A 16,763-nucleotide genomic window follows, 5' to 3' on the forward strand; every position below is an offset into this window, starting at 1 on the left:
CACAGGAAACTTGCGGAGTCGAGCGCTACCAGTCCCCTCCACTCTGTTACGTGGGGAAGCCTTCCTTTGAGATTGCGGCTGGCACCTCCCATCAAATTCAAATTCAACATGTAACCTCAAACCGCAACAATCAACCAGTCCCCGTGTGGGGGACGCGTCCCTGTGACGCAAAGGATACCTCCGGGTATCCACACAACGCTGATATCACCCATCAAGAACAAATCTGTTCCAACCCCCGTGTGGGGGGTGCATCATCGTTCGATGCAAAGGATACCTCCGGGTATCCACACAATGCCATTGGAAGCCTTGAGGCGTCTGACCTGATCAGTCAGGCGTTCGATGAGGTAGACGGGATCATGCGGACCTGTGTAGGTCTCTACAAGCCCCTAGAAGCTTGTCGGGACCTCCACGGGGCGCGGGACGCGCTTCGTGCCGTCCCGACTCTCATTGAACCCTCCAGCGACCTCTGTGAGACCTCTAGGAGCCTCGTGGAGGCGCTGGAGAGACGTGAGGAGCGTGGATGGTCCACACTCCTGCTGTGTACTGAATGTAAACCCTCAGGCTGTCATTGACGGCCTGAAACCAATGGAGACCAAATATGAATTCACGTGTTCTTGTCACGGCGAAGGAACTGAGCGCCATGTTGTCTGTATCAGTTCGGACCCTATGGCGCATGCGCGATGCTGGCAGGCTGCCGGCACCGATCAGGATTGGGAGCTGTGTGCGCTGGGAAACGGCAGCGATTGAGGAATGGGTGGCCGCCGGCTTCCCTCAGGTGTCCCGTGGTCGATCAGACCGCGGAAGCACAGGCGGAAAGAAAGGGAAGGGTCCTTGTTCCGATGAAAATGCAAACCTTGAACCAATAGTGCAGCGACCCGCATACTGTAAGGAAGATGATCCGATGTACCATCCAACGGATGATATTTGGTGATCATAACTGTCTGAGGTGATTTAGAATGGCCAAATTACGAAAAAAAACGACCACCAGACCGGTTCCGGCAGGGGCCATGATCGTGGAGACTTCCGACGGACTTCAGGCCGTATGGACGAACCGGAAGGGCCGCAAGATTTGTTGTCCTGTGATCGTAAAGGATGGGGCGTGCCACGTTGTCACCAAGAGTGGCACGTGGTACGCCCGGATCCGACTTGCTGACGGGAGACAGGTTGACATCCCCACGGGGTGTCGCGACAAGGGCGCGGCCACGGCGCGAATGACGGAAATCGTTTCTGAGCAGGAGAAGATCCGTGGGGGGATCCTCTCGGTATCGGAGGTGCGAGCCGCAAAGGAGAACCGTCGATCGTTCGCCGAGGTGGTGGATGAATACCTGTCCTCCCTCGAAGCCTGCGGCCGCGCCGACAAGACGGTGCGTGAGCGCCGACGGTACTTGATTCGTGCGGGTGTGACCCAATTCGGATGGCGTTCCCTGCGGGACATGAACCGAAACGCTCTGGAGGATTGGCTCGCCGTGGAATCCGCCCGCGGGAAGCGGAAGACCGGGAAGGACTCCTCCATGGGGGCCCGGGTGCACAACTGCTATGTGGCCGCCTTCATGGCACTGGGGAACTGGTGTGTTCGGAGAGGGTACTTGGCCGTGAACCCGTTCGTGGGGACCGAGAAGCGGGATGAGCGCGCGGACCGCCGCCATGTACGCCGGGTGTTCACCGCGCAGGAACTGCCCGTGTTTCTGGAGGCGGCGCGCACGCGGCCGCTTGCCGACGCGATGCGGGGTAACCGCGGGCGGGGAGAGGAAATGAGCAAGGAACGGGCGTCTCTGAAAGCCGCCACCATCGAACGGCTGGAGTCACTCGGACGTACCCGTCGTCTCGCGTATTGGACCGCCGTCACGACGGGGCTGCGATGGGGTGAACTGCGGAGCATCACGATGGGGGCGGCGTGTCTGGATGCGGACCCTCCGTACCTCGAGTTGGCGGCAAAAAATGAGAAGTCCCGGCGGGGAGCACAAATTCCGTTGCGTTCCGACGTGGCGTCGGAACTGAGGGAATATATCCGTGAGAAGCGGAACCACTGGGATATGGGGCGTCGTGGAACGGCCCGGGAGGTTGCCACGACGTGGGACACCCTTCCGCTTTTTGACGTGCCGGCGAAGATGACGAAAGGTTTTGACGCGGACCTTCGCGCCGCGGGGATTCCGAAGCGGAACAGTCTTGGACACGTTTTGGACATCCACTCCCTGCGTCACACCTTCTGCACGATGCTGGCTATGGCGGGAGTGCCGTTGCAGCTGGCGCAGAAGGCAATGCGGCACAGCACGCCGGTACTGACCGCCAACGCGTACACGCACCTGGGTCGGGCCGACATCGCGGACGCGGTGAACCGAACTCCTGCGGTGGTGGACACTTCCGCTACCCGAAATGTTGCCCCTAATGTTGCCCCCACGGACGGCGTTGGAGGGCAATATTTGGCTCTTTCTGTCATCCAACAGTGCGTGAGTGGTGCGACTGATACGAATTGCGTTTCGTCGTTGCCTGTCAACGGTGGACGCGATGCGTCGGTGGAAGGAAATGGTGGGCGGTGCAGGGCTCGAACCTGCGACCCTCTGCGTGTAAGGCAGATGCTCTAACCAACTGAGCTAACCGCCCCGGGGGGCTTGGCGGCGGGGGCCGCGCGGGGTGCGGCAGGCCGGGGCCGGGGGCCGCGCCGGGGGGAGTATAGCATTGGTGTCGGCGCGCGGGCCATGCGGGGTCTGGCATGGCCCGCGGCAGGCCAGGTGGACGGTGTGGACCGGGTGGACTGGGTGGACTGAGTGGACTGAGTGGACTGGGTGGACGGTGTGGATGAAGTGGGCGGGGTGGACCAGGCGGGGCGGTGGCGGGGTGGAATGGATGTCCTTTCGCGGACCGGGGTGTGTTGATTGGCGGGGTGGGGGGGCCTACAATGTCGGGGCGGCCGCGTCCGGGGCGGGCGGTGGATGCCGTGCGCCGGTTTCCAGGCGGCCCCCACTGTGGAGGTGTCTGTCATGCGGTTTCTTTTCGGTCTGGTTGCGGTGCTGCTTGTTGCGGGAGCGGTGTGTCTGGCGGCGGGGGCGGCGCCCGTTGTGGTGCCGCTGGAGCGGGCGCATTCGCACAATGACTATTCGCGGCCGCGTCCGCTGCTGGACGCGCTGGACGCGGGGTTCTGCAGTGTGGAGGCGGACATCTTCCTGGTGGACGGGGAGCTGCTGGTGGCGCATGACGCGGACAAGACGGACCCGGCGCGCACCCTGCGGGGGATGTATCTGGACCCGCTGCGGGAGCGGGTGAAACAGAACGGGGGGCGGGTCTACCGCGACGGCCCCCCGGTCACGCTGTTCATTGACATCAAGGACGACGCGGAGGCGACCTACGCGCGCCTGGACGAGGTGCTCCGGGAGTACGCGGAGATGCTGACTTCGTTCACGAAGGACGCGACGGAGACGCGGGCGGTGACGGTGATCATTTCGGGGAACACGCCGCGCGCCGTCATGGCGGCGCAGGAGACGCGGCTGGCGTCGGTGGACGGGCGCCTGCCGGACCTGGAGGCGAACCCCTCGCCGCATCTGGTGCCCATGGTCAGCATGTCCTGGGGCGACGTGTTCAAATGGAACGGGAAGGACGCGATGCCGGCGGACGAGGCCGCGCTCCTGAAGGAGCTGGTCGGCAAGGCCCACGCCCAGGGCCGGCGCATCCGGTTCTGGGGGCTGCCGCGCCCCTATGCGGTGTGGCCGGTGCTGCGGGACGCCGGGGTGGACCTGCTGAACGCGGACAACCTGGCGGCGCTGAAGAAGCTCCTGCTGGAGGGGGGCGGGCGCGGGTGACGGCCGTTTTCCGGGCGCCCCGGGGAACAGTCCGTCCGGGCGCCGTGTTTGCTGACAGGTGAACCACCAACACAGGAGGCGCGCCATGTCCACCAGGAAGACGGGGCACCGGAAGTACTCATCGGCCGTGACGGAGACGCCCGAGCGCGCGGCGAGCCGCGCCATGCTGCGGGCGGTGGGCTTCGGCGACCGCGATTTCCGGAAGAGCCAGGTGGGCGTGGCGTCCATGTGGAGCATGGTGACGCCGTGCAACATGCACATTGACGCGCTGGCGCGGGAGGCGGAGGCGGGGGTGAACGCGGCGGGCGGCAAGGGGGTCATCTTCAACACCATCACGATCTCCGACGGCATCTCCATGGGCACGGAGGGCATGAAGTACTCCCTGGTCTCCCGCGAGGTGATCGCCGACTCCATCGAGACGGTGGCGGGGTGCCAGCAGTTCGACGGGCTGGTGGCCATCGGCGGCTGCGACAAGAACATGCCCGGCTGCCTCATGGCGATGGCGCGGCTCAACCGGCCGTCGGTCTTCGTCTACGGCGGCACCATCCTGCCCGGGGTCCACGACGGGAAAGAGGTGGACATCGTTTCCGTCTTCGAGGCCGTGGGCCGGCACGCGCGCGGCGAGCTCACGGACCGCGGCCTCAAGGCCGTCGAGTCCTGCGCCATCCCCGGGCCGGGCTCCTGCGGCGGCATGTACACGGCGAACACGATGGCCAGCGCCATCGAGGCCCTGGGCATGAGCCTGCCCGGCAGCTCGGCGCAGGCCGCCGTGTCGGAGGAGAAACGGGAGGACTGCCGCCGGGCGGGCGCGGCGGTGCTGAAACTGCTCGACCTCAACCTGCGCCCCCGCGACATTCTCACGAAAAAGGCCTTCGAGAACGCCATCGCCGTGGTGATGGCCCTGGGCGGATCCACCAACGCCGCGCTCCACCTGCCCGCCATCGCGTGGTCCGCCGGGGTCCGCCTCACCCTCGACGACTTCACGCGCGTCGGCAGGCGCACGCCCGTCCTGGCCGACCTCAAGCCCAGCGGCCGCTTCCTCATGAACGACCTCGTGAAGATCGGCGGCATCACGCCGCTCCTGCGCGAGCTGCTCGACGCGGGCCTCCTCCACGGCGGCTGCATGACCGTCACCGGGAAGACCCTCGCGGAGAACCTCGCCCGCGCGAAGAAATACCCGAAGGGGCAGCAGGTCGTGCGGCCCCTGTCCGACCCGGTGAAAAAGGACGGCCACCTCGTGGTGCTGCGGGGCAACCTCGCGCCCGGCGGCGCGGTGGCGAAGATCTCCGGCAAGGAGGGCCTGCGCTTCGCGGGCGCCGCGCGCTGCTACGACTCCGAGGAGACGGCCCTGCGCGCCGTTCTCGACGGGAAGGTGGTCAAGGGCGACGTCATCGTCATCCGCTACGAGGGCCCGCGCGGCGGCCCCGGCATGCGCGAGATGCTGTCCCCCACCTCCGCCGTCATGGGGCGCGGGCTGGGGAAGGACGTCGCCCTCATCACTGACGGGCGCTTCTCCGGCGGCAGCCACGGCTTCGTCGTCGGCCACATCACCCCCGAGGCCTTCGACGGCGGCCCGCTCGCCCTCGTGCGCGACGGCGACCCCGTCGCCATAGACGCGAAGAAGCGGACCCTGACCCTCGGCGTGCCGGAGGACGAGCTGGCCCGCCGCCGGGCGGCGTGGAAGCAGCCCAAGCCCCGCTATACCCGCGGCGTGCTGGCGAAATACGCCAAACAGGTGACCACGGCCTCCGAGGGCGCGGTGACCGACAAGGGCCTGTAGGCCGGCGGGAACACGGACCCGCACGGACGGACACGGACCGACACGGACGTTTTTTCCGGACTGCGCAAGAGTTGCCCGCCGCCTTCCGGCGGCGGGGCGGTTCTTTGCGCAGTGTCTCCCGCGCGCCCGCCTTGCCCAACCCCGTTTCCCTTTTGTTTATGCGCCTTTCGCGCTGCCGCCACCCGTTGGCATGCGCGTTGCTCCCTGTGTGGATGTTCGGCGCGTTGGATGCCGGGAAGAGCCGGACGGCAACGAAAAGGAGACGGATCATGAAGACGAGGCAGACCATCACGGGGGTTGCGGCGGCGCTGGCCGTCGCGGTGTGTTTGGGCGCGGGCGTGGCGGGGGCGCAGCCCCCCGGCGGACCGGCGGGCCCGCCGCCGGGAGGCCCCGTGGGTCCGCCGCCTGGCGGCGGCATGGGGCGCGGTCCGATGTTCCCCCCGCCCGAGTCGCTGGACGCGGACCAGGACGGCACGGTGACGCATGACGAGTTCAAGATCGCGTGGATGAAGCAGGTGGAGAAGCAGTTCGCCGACCTGGACGCAAACGGCGACGGTGTCTTGGAGGGCGAGGAGCTGAACCGGCTGCCCGGCCCGCGGCGCGGCCGCGGCGAACGGCCCGGTCCGGACGGGCCGCAGGCCGGACCGCAGGGTCCGCCGCCTGAAGGCCCGCCCCCCGGCGGGGGCAGGGACGGGGACCGCAAGCGGCCCTTCCCCGGCAAGCAGGAGATGGACCAGGATCATGACGGCCGCGTGACAAAGGACGAGCACCGGAACGCCTGGCAGCAGCCCGTCGAGGCGATGTTCAAGCGGATGGACGCGAACGGTGACGGCAAGCTGGACAAGGAGGAGCTGGCCAAGCGGCCCGGCCCGCCGCCCCCCGGGGGCCCGCAGCGGTGACCCCGCGCCAGGGCTTATGGTTGGCGGGGGCACGGGAGGCGGAAACGCTCCCGCGCCCCCCTTCCGGCTCCGCCGGGAACGAGGCCTTGTTGACAAGAGATTTCCGCGCCGGCCGGGGCGGCCGGCTCGCAGCAATGACGGGTCACGCGGGGCGGTGGCGGGAACGAGATGGCTTCGCTTCGCTCGCCATGACGCGTTGAGAGAACGTCTCACGTTAGGCCGCCGCGCAACTCGTCATGGCGAGCGAAGCGAAGCCATCTCGTTCCCGGAAATGCTCTGACACGGGCCATGCCCTACCCGGCTGTTCCGGCTCCGCCGGGCACTTGGCGGGTCCGCGGTTTGGGAGAGTAGAATGGACGGCATGAGGAAAACAGGACTCGTCGCACTGGTGCTGCTGGTGCTGCTTCCGGTGGCGGGGTGGCAGGTCATGGAGCACCGCCGTTCGGAGCAGTCCGCGCGGCAGCTGCTGACCAACCGCGCGCGCGGCCTGGCGGCGGCCATGAGCGTGGTGGTCCGGTCTCAGGGGCGGCTGGCCATCGTGCCGCGGGCGCGGCTGGAGGAGGCGCTGGGCGAGCTGGTGCGCGAGGCCGAGCTGGACACCGTGGCGCTGCTCAGCGCGTCGGGCGAGGTGGTGGCGTCCGCGGGCGCGCCGGTCCCCGAAGACTTCAGCGGGCTCCTGCGCACCCGTGAGCACTGGGAGCGGGACCGGGCCTTCTTCACGCACCTGGTCGCCCTGGGCGCGGGGGTGGAGGGGCTTCCGGGCATCCTCCCCATGGAGGACGGCGGCATGCCCGGCGGGCGCCCGCCGTTCCACGGCCATGCGCCGGACCGTCCGCCGGGGCCCGAGTCCGGGGGGGACATCGAGCATTTCCTGAACTCGCCCTTTCTGGACCCCGTGCTGGACCAGGCGGGCCGCCGGACGCTGCTGGACATGCTGGACGGCGCGCCGCTGAGGGCGGAGCAGGTGGAGGCGCTGCTGGCGCTTTTCAAGCCGGGCATCCTCAACGACCACCGGGCGGAGACCCTGCGCCGCACCCTCATGGGCCGCGTTTTTGACCGCGAGGCCCTGCGCGACACGCTGCTCATCGCGGCGGCGCCCGTGCCGAAGCCGGGGCCGCCCCCGGACCAGCCCCCCTGGATGAGCCGCGAGGAGTACGACCGCCTCGCCCGCGAGCGCGGGGTCATGTGGTTCCTCGTGGGCGTGCCCACGGACTCCGTCCACGCCGAGGTGATGCGCGACCTGCGCCTTCGCGGCATCGTGCTGGCCGTGACGGCGCTGGCCTGCGCGGCCCTGGCGTGGGCGTGGCTCGCGGCGGCGCGCTCGGCGGAGCTGGAGATCGCCCTGGTGCGCAGCCGCGAGGCGGAGAGCCATCTCAAGGACCTCAGCGTGACGGCGGCCGGGCTGGTCCACGAGACCAAGAACCCGCTCAACCTGATCCGGGGCCTCGCCCAGATGATCGGCCGCGACCCGGAGGTGCCCGGGGCCACGCGGCGCACGGCCGTCAAGATCACCGAGGAGGCCGACCGCGTCACGGGCCGCATCAACCAGTTTCTGGACTACGCCCGGCCCGTGCGGCCGGACCCGCGCGACGTGGACCTGTCCGCCCTGATCCGGGGCCTGTTCGAGGTGCTCGCGTGCGACCGCGAGGAGAAGTCCGTCACCTTCGCGCTGGAGGGCCCGGCGCTCCGCGTCCGCGCGGACGAGAACATGCTGCGGCAGGTGCTGTTCAACCTGCTGCTGAACGCGGTGCAGGCCGTGCCCCCCGGCGGCCGGGTGACGGTGCGCGTGCTGCCCGACGGGCGCGGCGCGCGGGTGCAGGTGCGCGACACGGGGCCCGGCGTGCCCGACGCCCACCGCGAGGAGGTGTTCCGCCCCTACTTCACCGCCTCCGAAAAGGGCACGGGCCTCGGGCTGGCCGTCGTGCGCCAGATCGCCCTCGCGCACCAGTGGCGCGCGGCCTGCCTGCCCAACGACGGCGGGGCGGTGTTCGAGCTGGCGGGGCTGGCCCCCGCCGGGCCTTCGGAGGAGACGCATGGATAGCCGCCCCGCCCCGCATGTCCTCGTGGTGGACGACGACCCCGGCCAGCGCGGGCTGGTCGCGTCCTTCCTCCAGTCGCAGGGGTTCCGCGCGCGGTGCGCGGCCTCGGGCGCGGAGGCCCTCGCGGCGGCCGCGGGGGACCCGCCGGCCCTTGTCGTCTCCGACGTGCGCATGCCCGGCATGACGGGCCTCGAGCTGCTTCAGGCCCTGAAGCAGGCGCAGCCCGCGCTGCCGGTGGTCCTCGTGACCGCCTACGCGGAGGTGCGCGACGCCGTGGGCGCCATGCGCCACGGCGCGGTGGACTACCTGGAGAAGCCCATAGACCTCGACGAGCTGGCGGCGCTGGTCCGCCGCGCCCTGGGGCCCGGCGCGGCCGCCCCGGCGGCGGCCGCCGAAATGCCGCCGCTTCCCGGGGGCGTGGTGGTGGAGAGCGCGGCCATGCGCGAGGTGCTGCGCGTGACGGCGCTGGCGGCGCCCTCCGGGGCGCGCCTGCTGATCACCGGCGAGACCGGCACGGGCAAGGAGGTGGTGGCCGGCCTGGTGCACCGCTGGAGCGCGCGCGCCGCGGGGCCCCTCGTGCGGGTGAACTGCGCGGCCATCCCCGAGAACCTGCTGGAGAGCGAGCTTTTCGGCCATGAGAAGGGCGCCTTCACCGGCGCGGCGGCGCGGCGCGTGGGGCGCTTCGAGGAGGCCGCCGGCGGCACCCTCTTCCTCGACGAGATCGGCGAGATGTCCCCCGCCCTCCAGGCCAAGCTCCTGCGCGCCACGCAGGACGGCACCTTCTGCCGCGTGGGGTCGAACACGGAGCTGCGCGTGGACGTGCGCATCCTCAGCGCCACCCACCGCGACCTCGAGCGCGAGGTGGCGGAGGGCCGCTTCCGCGAGGACCTCTACTACCGCCTCAACGTGATGGAGATCCCCGTGCCGCCGCTGCGTGCGCGGCCGGAGGACATCCTGCCCCTCGCCCTGCACTTCGCCACGGTCCACGGCGGCGGCAAGGCCCGCCTCTCCCCCGGCGCCGCCCGGTGCCTGGAGGCCTACGCCTGGCCCGGCAACGTCCGCGAGCTGCGCAACGCCATGGAGCGCGCCGCGCTCCTCGCCCGCGGGGGCGTCCTCCTCGCCGAGCACCTGCCCCCGCGCGTCCGCGAGGCCGGCGGCGCCGAACCCGACGCCGCCGCGGAGACGGACCCCGGCGCCGGCCCCGCCGGACAGCTCGCCGCCATCGAGCGCGACGCCATCCTGAAATGCCTGCGCGAGCATGAGTTCAACCGCAGCGAGACCGCCCGCGCCCTCGGCATCAGCCGCCGCACCCTCACCTACCGCCTGCGCGAATACCGCGACCTCGGCCTGCCCGTGGACCCGGAGTAGGCGGGGGACGACCGCTTGTGGGTGAAGGTTCTGCTTCCCCGGAGGGGAAGAATGTGAATAGCCGGAGGTGACCGAAGGGAACCTCCGGACAGGCGCCCAGAAAGACCGCAACTCCGGAGGGGTTGAATGTTTGGGCACGGCACACCGGTCTGCGAACCCGTTCACATTCAACCCCTCCGGGGTTGTCGTGCCATCAATGCCGACCAACCGGAGGTTTCCTTCGGTCACCTCCGGCTATTCGCATTTGTCCCCTTCGGGGACGCCCGCTCTGGAACCCCCCGGTCATCGCAATTACATTCGCGCTGAGAGCGCACACGCGGGGTCGGCCACCACTCTTTGTTGGATGCCCTACCGCCTCGGGGTGCCGTCGAGGAACTCGCGGCGTTCGGCGAGGCGGGCGAGGACGCGGGCGGCGTGGCTGGGGCTGGACAGGACGCACACGCCCAGGCGCTCCAGCTCGGCGATGGCGGCGTTGGGGTGTCCGGCGGGCGCGCCGAGGGCGGTGTCGGACGCGGCGAGCACGGGCTTGCCGTACTGCGCCGCAAGGGCCGCGATCTGGCGGGCGCCTTCGACCTCGATGCCCGCGCCCATGGCGGCGAGCTGGTCGAGGCTGATCCCCTTCGCGAGGTCGGACGCCGCAAAGCGCGCGACACTGTCGGCGATGTAGCCGACGCCGAGGACAATGACGGCGTCCACGGCGGGGCTCTTGATGACCGTCTCGACGGCCTTCGGCTGGAGCATGAGGTCGTTGCCCGCGACGAGGTCCACGGGGTTGCCGCGGCTCCACCAGCCGGGCAGGAAGGCGTCCAGCTCGGCGAGGGTCTCCTCCGGCAGGACGGCCACCTCCAGGCCCTCCTCCACGCAGGCGTCGGCGGCCAGCACGCCCCATCCGCCGCCCTGCGACACGATGCCGACGCGCCGCCCCTTCGGCAGGGGCTGCGCCGCGAAGGCCGCGGCCAGCTCCATCGCCTCCAGGGGGTCGTCCACGGCCACGGCGCCCGCCTGGCGGCACGCCGCCCGGAACACCCGCGCGCCCCCGGACAGCGCGCCCGTGTGCGACCGCGCCGCCTGGAGTCCGGCGGCGCTCCGGCCGCCCTTGAGCACCACCACGGGTTTGGCCGCCGCCGCCGCGCGCAGGGCGCCGAAGAACCCGTCGCCCGGGCGCACGCCCTCGACATAGGCGAGCACCGCGGCGGTGGCCGGGTCGCCCGCGAGGAAGCGCAGGTAGTCCGCCGTCCGCAGCACGGCCTCGTTGCCCGTGCTGATGAAGCGCGCCACGCCCGCCTGGTGGAACTGCGCCCAGGCCAGCGCGGTGCCGCCGACGTTCCCGCTCTGGGAGACGATGGAGAGCCCGCCCGGGCCGGGATGGCGCACGAACATGCCGCAGTAGAGGGACTGCGGCGCGGGGCCGGCCACGCCCGCGCAGTTGGGCCCCGCCAGCAGGAGCCCCGTCTCGCGGGCCGCGCGGACGACCTCGTCCTGGAGCCCGCGCGCGGCGGCGTCCTCCAGCTCGCCGAAGCCCGCCGTGATCACGACGACGGCCTTCACCCCCCGCGCCGCGCAGGCGCGGACGGCGTCGGGCACGCCCGGCGGCGGGATCACGATCACCGCGAGGTCGGGGGCCTCCGGCAGCTCGGCGACGGACGGGAAGCACGGCACGCCCAGCAGCTCTTTGTGGCGCGGGTTGACGCCGTAGAGGCGGCCCCGGTAGCCGCCCTCCAGGGTGTTGAACAGAATGCGGAAGCCCCATTTCAGCGGCGAGTCGGACGCGCCAACCACAGCCACGGTTTCCGGCTCAAAGAGCGCGAGGAAACGTTCGGGCGCCCACACGGGCGCGGTCCCCTCCGGTGGCGCGGCCGCATCGGGGGACAGGGAAACCAGCGCGTCCACGGCGACGGGGATGCCGTCCTCGACGACGAGGGGGTTGATGTCCACATGCGACACGCCGGGGTGGTCCAGGAGGATGCGGCCCGCGGCGTTAAGCGTGGTTTCCAGCGCCTCCGGGCACACCGGCGGCCCGCCGCGAAAGGCGTCGAAGAGGCGGCGGCCCCGGAGTTCCAGGACCATCTCGCGGACGTCCCGCGCGTCCACCGGCGGCAGACGGAACGCAACGTCACCCACGGCCTCCACCGACACGCCGCCGAGACCCAGCATCACCTGCGGGCCGAACGCCGCGTCGCGCGCGCCGCCGATGATCAGCTCGCGTCGGCCCCGGGCCATGCGCTGCACCAGCAGCCCCGGCGCGCCCGCCGCCAGCAGCGCCTCCGCCGCCGCGCGCACCGCCGCCGCGTCCGCCAGATGCAGCCGCACGAGGCCCCGGTCGGACTTGTGCGCCAGGCCCGCGCCGCAGCCCTTCACGGCGGCGGGAAATCCCAGCCGCGCCGCGGCATCGGCGGCGGCGTCCGGGGTGTCCGCAAACGCCTCTTCCACCGTGCGCACGCCATAGGCGGACAGCACGCGCTTCGAGTCGTGTTCGGAAAGGGAGGGCTGGCCCTGTTCCAGGGCGCGCGCGATCAGCGCGGCTGCGTCGGACCTGTCGGACATGCGCGGGGCTCCTCGCACAGATGATTTCGCACTATATACATTTTTGGGGGGCAAAGCAACCGCGCGCGGCGCGTGATCCGGAACGTGGGAGATTTCCTCAGGGCAACTCGTGGCATGCCGTGTCAGAGAAGACGCACGCTGCTTTTCCGGCGCGCAGGCCGACGCGGGCGCCGGGCCACCCGCCGGGGACTTCGCCGATCTGGCATCCCTCGGCGAAAAGGATCACCCGGTCTTCGAGTTTCACCGCGCGCAGGTGGTTCCCGTTTTCGGCGGCGGGGTGCGCGCGGCGGATCCGGGGGCGCACGGGGAACACCCGTTCCGGCACTTCCCCGCCGCCGCGCTTCCCGGTGACGGTGACCCGCGAGAAATCCGCGTCCGCCGTTGCCAGCAGGAAATCCCCGTCGCCCGCGTGCACGGCATAGACGCCCGTCTCCGTTCCGGCGGGGAGCTGGACCGAGAACTCGTACCGCGGCAGGGCATCCCCCTTGAACGCCTCCTCCTCCGGGCCGAGGCGCAGTCCGACGGCCTCTGCGGGAAGGGTGCGGCCGTCGCGGGTTGTCCAGCCGCGCATGCCGCCCCCCCACTCCTCCCAGCCCCGGGTGAGCGAGAAACTCTCGAAAGCCGCCGCGCAGTCTTCGGCGAAGAGGCCCGCCCTGCCCGGGGCGTCCGGTGGGATGCCCGCGTTTGTGGAGGGCAGGAGAATTCCGTCCAGATGGGCCGTGAAGGCCCCCGCGTTGCGCGCGATGCGCAGGCTGTGCGGCCCCTTCCAGTTGAAGTCCTTGGGCAGGGGAAGTGCCTCTTCCCGGTGCGCGCCGTTCTGGCGGACGGCGAAAAACGCCGTGCCCGCGGCGCGGTCCACGCCGATCCGCATGCCGGCGTTTTGCCCGTCCTCCCAGGCGATTGCCCCAATGCGCCCGGCGTCGCCGCCGTCCAGGCGGAAGGTCGTCTCCAGCAGGCCGTGCGTTGCGGCGGGGGCGGCCGCGCGGGCAGTACCGCCCCGGGCGCAGCGCAGCGCGCCGTCCGCCGTGCGCCACGCGCCCTCGAGCCGCCACCGGGCGGCGTCGGGGGCGTCCCCGGCGAAAAGGTCGCGGAAGGTGGGAAGGGCGGGGGACGGATGATGCCCCGGCGTCCCGGCGGAGGTCGGCCCCTCGATGAACAGCTCCCTGCCGAAGAAATGGGCGCGGTCAATGTGCTGGGAACGGCCGGGACGGTCGGCGAAGTAGACGAGCCACCACTCGAAGCCGTTGGGCCCGCGCACGAGGTTGGGCTGGCCGCAGTTCTTCACCTCCGGCAGGTCCGGCGGGGCGACGCCCTCATGCTTCGGGTCGCGGTTGGACCGCAGCACGGGAAAGGGGTACTTGCCGTCGTTCGAGAAGCCGAGGGGCGTGTCCGCCTCGGCGACGCCGAGGGCGTAGTTGCCGAAATGGCCGGAGGTGTGGTTCGCGTTGTAGACCAGGTAATACCGGCTGCGGTGGCGGACCGCGAAGGGCCCCTCGTTCACGGACTGCGGGGGCGTGTCGAGGGTCTCCCAGGTGCCGGGCTCCGCGGAGAGCAGGGGCATGTCCGCGCCCGCGAGGGTCCACGGGTCGGACATCGGCCGCCCCCAGATGACATTCCCCCGGGTGAACTTGACGGTGTGGAAGTAGAGGCGCCCGTCCTCGTCCTGGAAGCACTGGGGGTCAATGCGCCCGTCGAAGGGAACCTCCCGCACGGGTTCCGTGTACGGCCCGAGGGGGGTGTCGGCGACGGCGTGGCCGATCTGCCGCAGGTCGCCGTGGTTCACCGACCAGTACAGGTGGAAGACGCCGTTGAGGCAGACGAGGTCGCAGGCGTGGACGTTGTCGTCCGTGGCGCTGGGGCCGTCGGTCCACGCGTTGTCCATGGAGAAGGCGTGGCGCGGCCCGGACCAGTTCACGAGGTCGCCGGACGTGAAGACGCCGCCCGCCGTGCCCATGCCCATGAGGTAATACTCCCCGGCATGGCGCATCACGCCGATGTCGTTGGTCTTCGGCAGGACCGGGTTGGGGGCGCCCGGCAGCAGGAGCCCCGCGAGGGCCAGCACCGCTGTCATGCCCAAGGCGCCGCCCCCTATTTCACGCCGGTGAGGGAGCGGATCAGGGCGGCCTCCTTTTCGGAGTAGGGGGCGCCGTCCTTCCGGAACACGTCATGGAACCACGGGGCCGGCTCTTCGGTGTACTTCTTGTTCCACGAGTCCCAGGGGTAGATGGTCTGCGAGCGGCCGCTGACGAGGCCCCAGTTGACGGCGCCCACGTTCTGCTCCCTGAAGTACGGCATGACGGTCTCGAAGGTGCTGCCCGCGCCGCGCGCCATGTACTCCGTGCAGATGACCGGGCGGCCCGAGGGCTTGAGCCACTCGACCGCCTTCTTCGCCAGGGGCAGGGGGTCGTAGGTGTGGAAGGTGATGATGTCGGAGCGTTCCAGCATGACCCTGTCGAGGGCGGGCAGCGGGCCCCGGCGGCGGCCCACGTCAACCCACACGCCGGCGGTGAGGGGCTGCGAGGGGTTCACCTCGCGCGCCCAGTCGAACAGCCTGTTGAGCAGGATGAGGTGCGCCGCCTCGCGCTCCGCCTGGTCCCACTGGTCGTCATACTGCGGCACGGGGTTGCCCGGCTCGTTGAGCAGGTCCCACGCGAGCACGCGGGGGTCGTCCTTGAAGCGCGTGAGAAGGGCGGTGAGGTAGGGCTTCAGCCGCTCCTCATATTTCGAGGGGTCCTTCTGCACGTCCACGTGCGGGCTCTGGACCCAGCGCGAGTTGTGGACATGCGGCACCGGCGCCGGCTGGGGGCCCGCCTTGGGGAAGGGGTCCCACACGCTGTCGAAGGGCACCAGCATGGTCTTGATGCCGTGCCTGTCCGCGAGGGCGAGGTATTCGTCTATCCGCCGCTCGAAGCCCGCCGGGTCCGCCGCCCACACCATGTCGTGCAGGTAGACGCGCATCACGTTGAACCCGAGGCCGGCGGCCCAGCCCAGCTCCCGGTCAATGGTCTCCGGATCCCAGGTCTCCGCCTGCCACATCTCAAACTGGTTCGACGCCGTGCTCGGCGCGAAGTTGGCGCCGGCCATCCACCGGTGCCCGGCGTACCACTGGTTGGCCTTCCCGGCGCTCCAGCGCCCCTCCTCCAGGTTCCAGCGGACCTCCGTCGCCTTGTCGGCGGCGAAGGCGCCCGCGCAGAGCGCGCAGGGCAGGAACGCGGCCAGAAACACACGCTTGGCGGATGTCGTCACCACAGGGACTCCTTGTTGCCGGGGGCGGCGGCGCGGGAAAGCCCCGGCTGCCCGGCCCCGGGGGCATTGTATCCCGCCGCAGGGGAATAAGAAAAGGCCGACCCCGCGCGCAAGAACGCGCGGGGTCGGCCCTCCTCTCTGCGCTCACCGGGAATTGCCATATCTCGGAAATGCTCAGCTCAGGCTGGGCGTGATGAGGCCCAGCACATTAGCGACGGTGCCGATGACCGGCGCCGTCCCGTTAAACTCCTGGCAGCGGACGAACTCCACGTGCCCGTCCATGTAAAGCACGTTGGATCCGCCGGGGATGTGGTTGAAGGTCCCCGCGGCAATGGGCGGAAAACTCATGCCCTTGGACTCGTTGGCGTACATTTTGAAGACCAGCCCCCACTGCTTCAGGTTGTTCTGGCAGGAGGAGCGGCGGGCGGCCTCGCGGGCGCGCGCCAGAGCGGGCAGCAGGATGGCCGCGAGGATGCCGATGATCGCGATCACGACCAGCAGCTCAATCAGCGTGAACCCCTTTCCTCTCACGTTGTGATTCCTTTTCGGTTGCAGACAATAAAACAATGATGTCCTCCTTCCGGAGAACCTGTCTGCAAGGCGTCCACCATCCGAGGGTCCGCCCTCCCGTCTCCCCCTGCTCCAAGGGCGCGTTCTAAACGCCGTTCAGGAAGTGATTATGGGACAGGTGGCGGGGAAAAGTCAACCCCCAGGGCAATCGCACTAAGATCCGTCCACCCTTCCTGACAAAGAGTTCTTTCGTTCCTTGTTCCTTGTCCTCTTCAACGCTGAAAGCGTTGCCGAATATAGCCCCGGGCAGGCCGCCGCCCGAAGGGCCAGGCCTGCCCTGGGCTGCCCGGACGGAAAGAATCATGCCCCAACGGGGCAGCCGAAATTGGGACGGGCACCCAAAGACAAGGCCGGCGGGACGCCAGCGGTACGCAACCAGGCCCGCAGGTCTTTCCATACCGCAGGCGTCCCGCCTGCCTTGTCTTCTTCCCGGCGCGCAAGAAAATTTCGGATGCCCTTTCAGGGCATGTGTTGGAGGGTGCCTCCTCCCCAGGGCAGGCCTGGCCCTTCGGGCGGCGGCCTG

General features: G+C 70.0%; 10 protein-coding genes, 1 tRNA gene and 1 pseudogene. 7 read left to right on the top strand and 5 right to left on the bottom strand.

What is annotated here, in order from left to right:
* Positions 1 to 598 precede the first annotated feature (598 nt).
* Both GXY15_00695 and GXY15_00700 read left to right on the top strand, forming a co-directional pair.
* Positions 599 to 931 carry a helix-turn-helix domain-containing protein gene (locus GXY15_00695; protein NLV39736.1) on the top strand — a complete coding sequence of 111 codons (333 nt, stop codon included), beginning with the start codon at positions 599 to 601 and terminating at the stop codon, positions 929 to 931.
* 25 nt (positions 932 to 956) lie between these two features.
* Positions 957 to 2,306, top strand: a pseudogene (locus tag GXY15_00700) (tyrosine-type recombinase/integrase).
* A gap of 218 nt (positions 2,307 to 2,524) precedes the next feature.
* Here GXY15_00700 and GXY15_00705 read toward each other — a convergent pair.
* A tRNA-Val gene (locus GXY15_00705) sits at positions 2,525 to 2,601 on the bottom strand.
* A gap of 425 nt (positions 2,602 to 3,026) precedes the next feature.
* Between GXY15_00705 and GXY15_00710 the strand changes: the two genes are divergently transcribed.
* The 5 genes from GXY15_00710 (at position 3,027) to GXY15_00730 (ending at position 9,880) form a co-directional block, all read left to right on the top strand.
* Complete coding sequence (locus GXY15_00710; protein NLV39737.1) at positions 3,027 to 3,794, top strand: hypothetical protein; 768 nt, start codon at positions 3,027 to 3,029, stop codon at positions 3,792 to 3,794.
* An 85-nt stretch (positions 3,795 to 3,879) separates the two neighbouring features.
* Positions 3,880 to 5,574: a dihydroxy-acid dehydratase gene (gene ilvD / locus GXY15_00715; protein NLV39738.1), complete on the top strand. Its 1,695-nt coding sequence runs from the start codon at positions 3,880 to 3,882 to the stop codon at positions 5,572 to 5,574.
* A 269-nt stretch (positions 5,575 to 5,843) separates the two neighbouring features.
* Positions 5,844 to 6,473, top strand: a complete 630-nt coding sequence (locus GXY15_00720; protein ID NLV39739.1) for a hypothetical protein — start codon at positions 5,844 to 5,846, stop codon at positions 6,471 to 6,473.
* A 361-nt stretch (positions 6,474 to 6,834) separates the two neighbouring features.
* Positions 6,835 to 8,514 carry a HAMP domain-containing histidine kinase gene (locus GXY15_00725; protein NLV39740.1) on the top strand — a complete coding sequence of 560 codons (1,680 nt, stop codon included), beginning with the start codon at positions 6,835 to 6,837 and terminating at the stop codon, positions 8,512 to 8,514.
* The gene (locus tag GXY15_00730; protein NLV39741.1) at positions 8,507 to 9,880 is read left to right on the top strand and encodes a sigma-54-dependent Fis family transcriptional regulator; all 1,374 of its coding nucleotides are present in this window, start codon (positions 8,507 to 8,509) and stop codon (positions 9,878 to 9,880) included. Before GXY15_00725 ends, GXY15_00730 begins: the two co-directional genes overlap by 8 nt.
* 348 nt (positions 9,881 to 10,228) lie before the next feature.
* On the opposite strand, the gene GXY15_00735 is transcribed toward GXY15_00730, so the two are convergent.
* The 4 genes from GXY15_00735 to GXY15_00750 form a co-directional block, all read right to left on the bottom strand.
* A complete protein-coding gene (locus GXY15_00735; protein ID NLV39742.1) occupies positions 10,229 to 12,424 on the bottom strand; it encodes a CoA-binding protein in 2,196 nt (731 codons plus the stop codon).
* Between the two features lie 97 nt (positions 12,425 to 12,521).
* Positions 12,522 to 14,501 (bottom strand): family 43 glycosylhydrolase, encoded by a 1,980-nt coding sequence (locus GXY15_00740; GenBank protein NLV39743.1) that lies wholly within the window; start codon positions 14,499 to 14,501, stop codon positions 12,522 to 12,524.
* 11 nt (positions 14,502 to 14,512) lie between these two features.
* Entirely contained in the window at positions 14,513 to 15,649 is a 1,137-nt protein-coding gene (locus GXY15_00745; protein ID NLV39744.1) for a cellulase family glycosylhydrolase, read from the bottom strand.
* Positions 15,650 to 15,844: 195 nt separating this feature from the next.
* On the bottom strand, positions 15,845 to 16,201 hold the full coding sequence (locus GXY15_00750; protein NLV39745.1) for a DUF1559 domain-containing protein: 357 nt from the start codon (positions 16,199 to 16,201) through the stop codon (positions 15,845 to 15,847).
* Positions 16,202 to 16,763: the final 562 nt, after the last annotated feature.

The sequence above is a fragment of the Candidatus Hydrogenedentota bacterium genome (assembly GCA_012730045.1).
Classification (GTDB): Bacteria; Hydrogenedentota; Hydrogenedentia; order Hydrogenedentales; family CAITNO01; genus JAAYBR01.

What these genes read in the sequence shown, in the direction of transcription:
- GXY15_00695 (NLV39736.1), top strand. Translation starts at nt 599, where the DNA reads ATGAATTCACGTGTTCTTGTCACGGCGAAGGAACTGAGCGCCATGTTG.
- ilvD (NLV39738.1), top strand. Translation starts at nt 3,880, where the DNA reads ATGTCCACCAGGAAGACGGGGCACCGGAAGTACTCATCGGCCGTGACG.
- GXY15_00720 (NLV39739.1), top strand. Translation starts at nt 5,844, where the DNA reads ATGAAGACGAGGCAGACCATCACGGGGGTTGCGGCGGCGCTGGCCGTC.
- GXY15_00725 (NLV39740.1), top strand. Translation starts at nt 6,835, where the DNA reads ATGAGGAAAACAGGACTCGTCGCACTGGTGCTGCTGGTGCTGCTTCCG.
- GXY15_00730 (NLV39741.1), top strand. Translation starts at nt 8,507, where the DNA reads ATGGATAGCCGCCCCGCCCCGCATGTCCTCGTGGTGGACGACGACCCC.
- GXY15_00735 (NLV39742.1), bottom strand. Translation starts at nt 12,424, where the DNA reads ATGTCCGACAGGTCCGACGCAGCCGCGCTGATCGCGCGCGCCCTGGAA.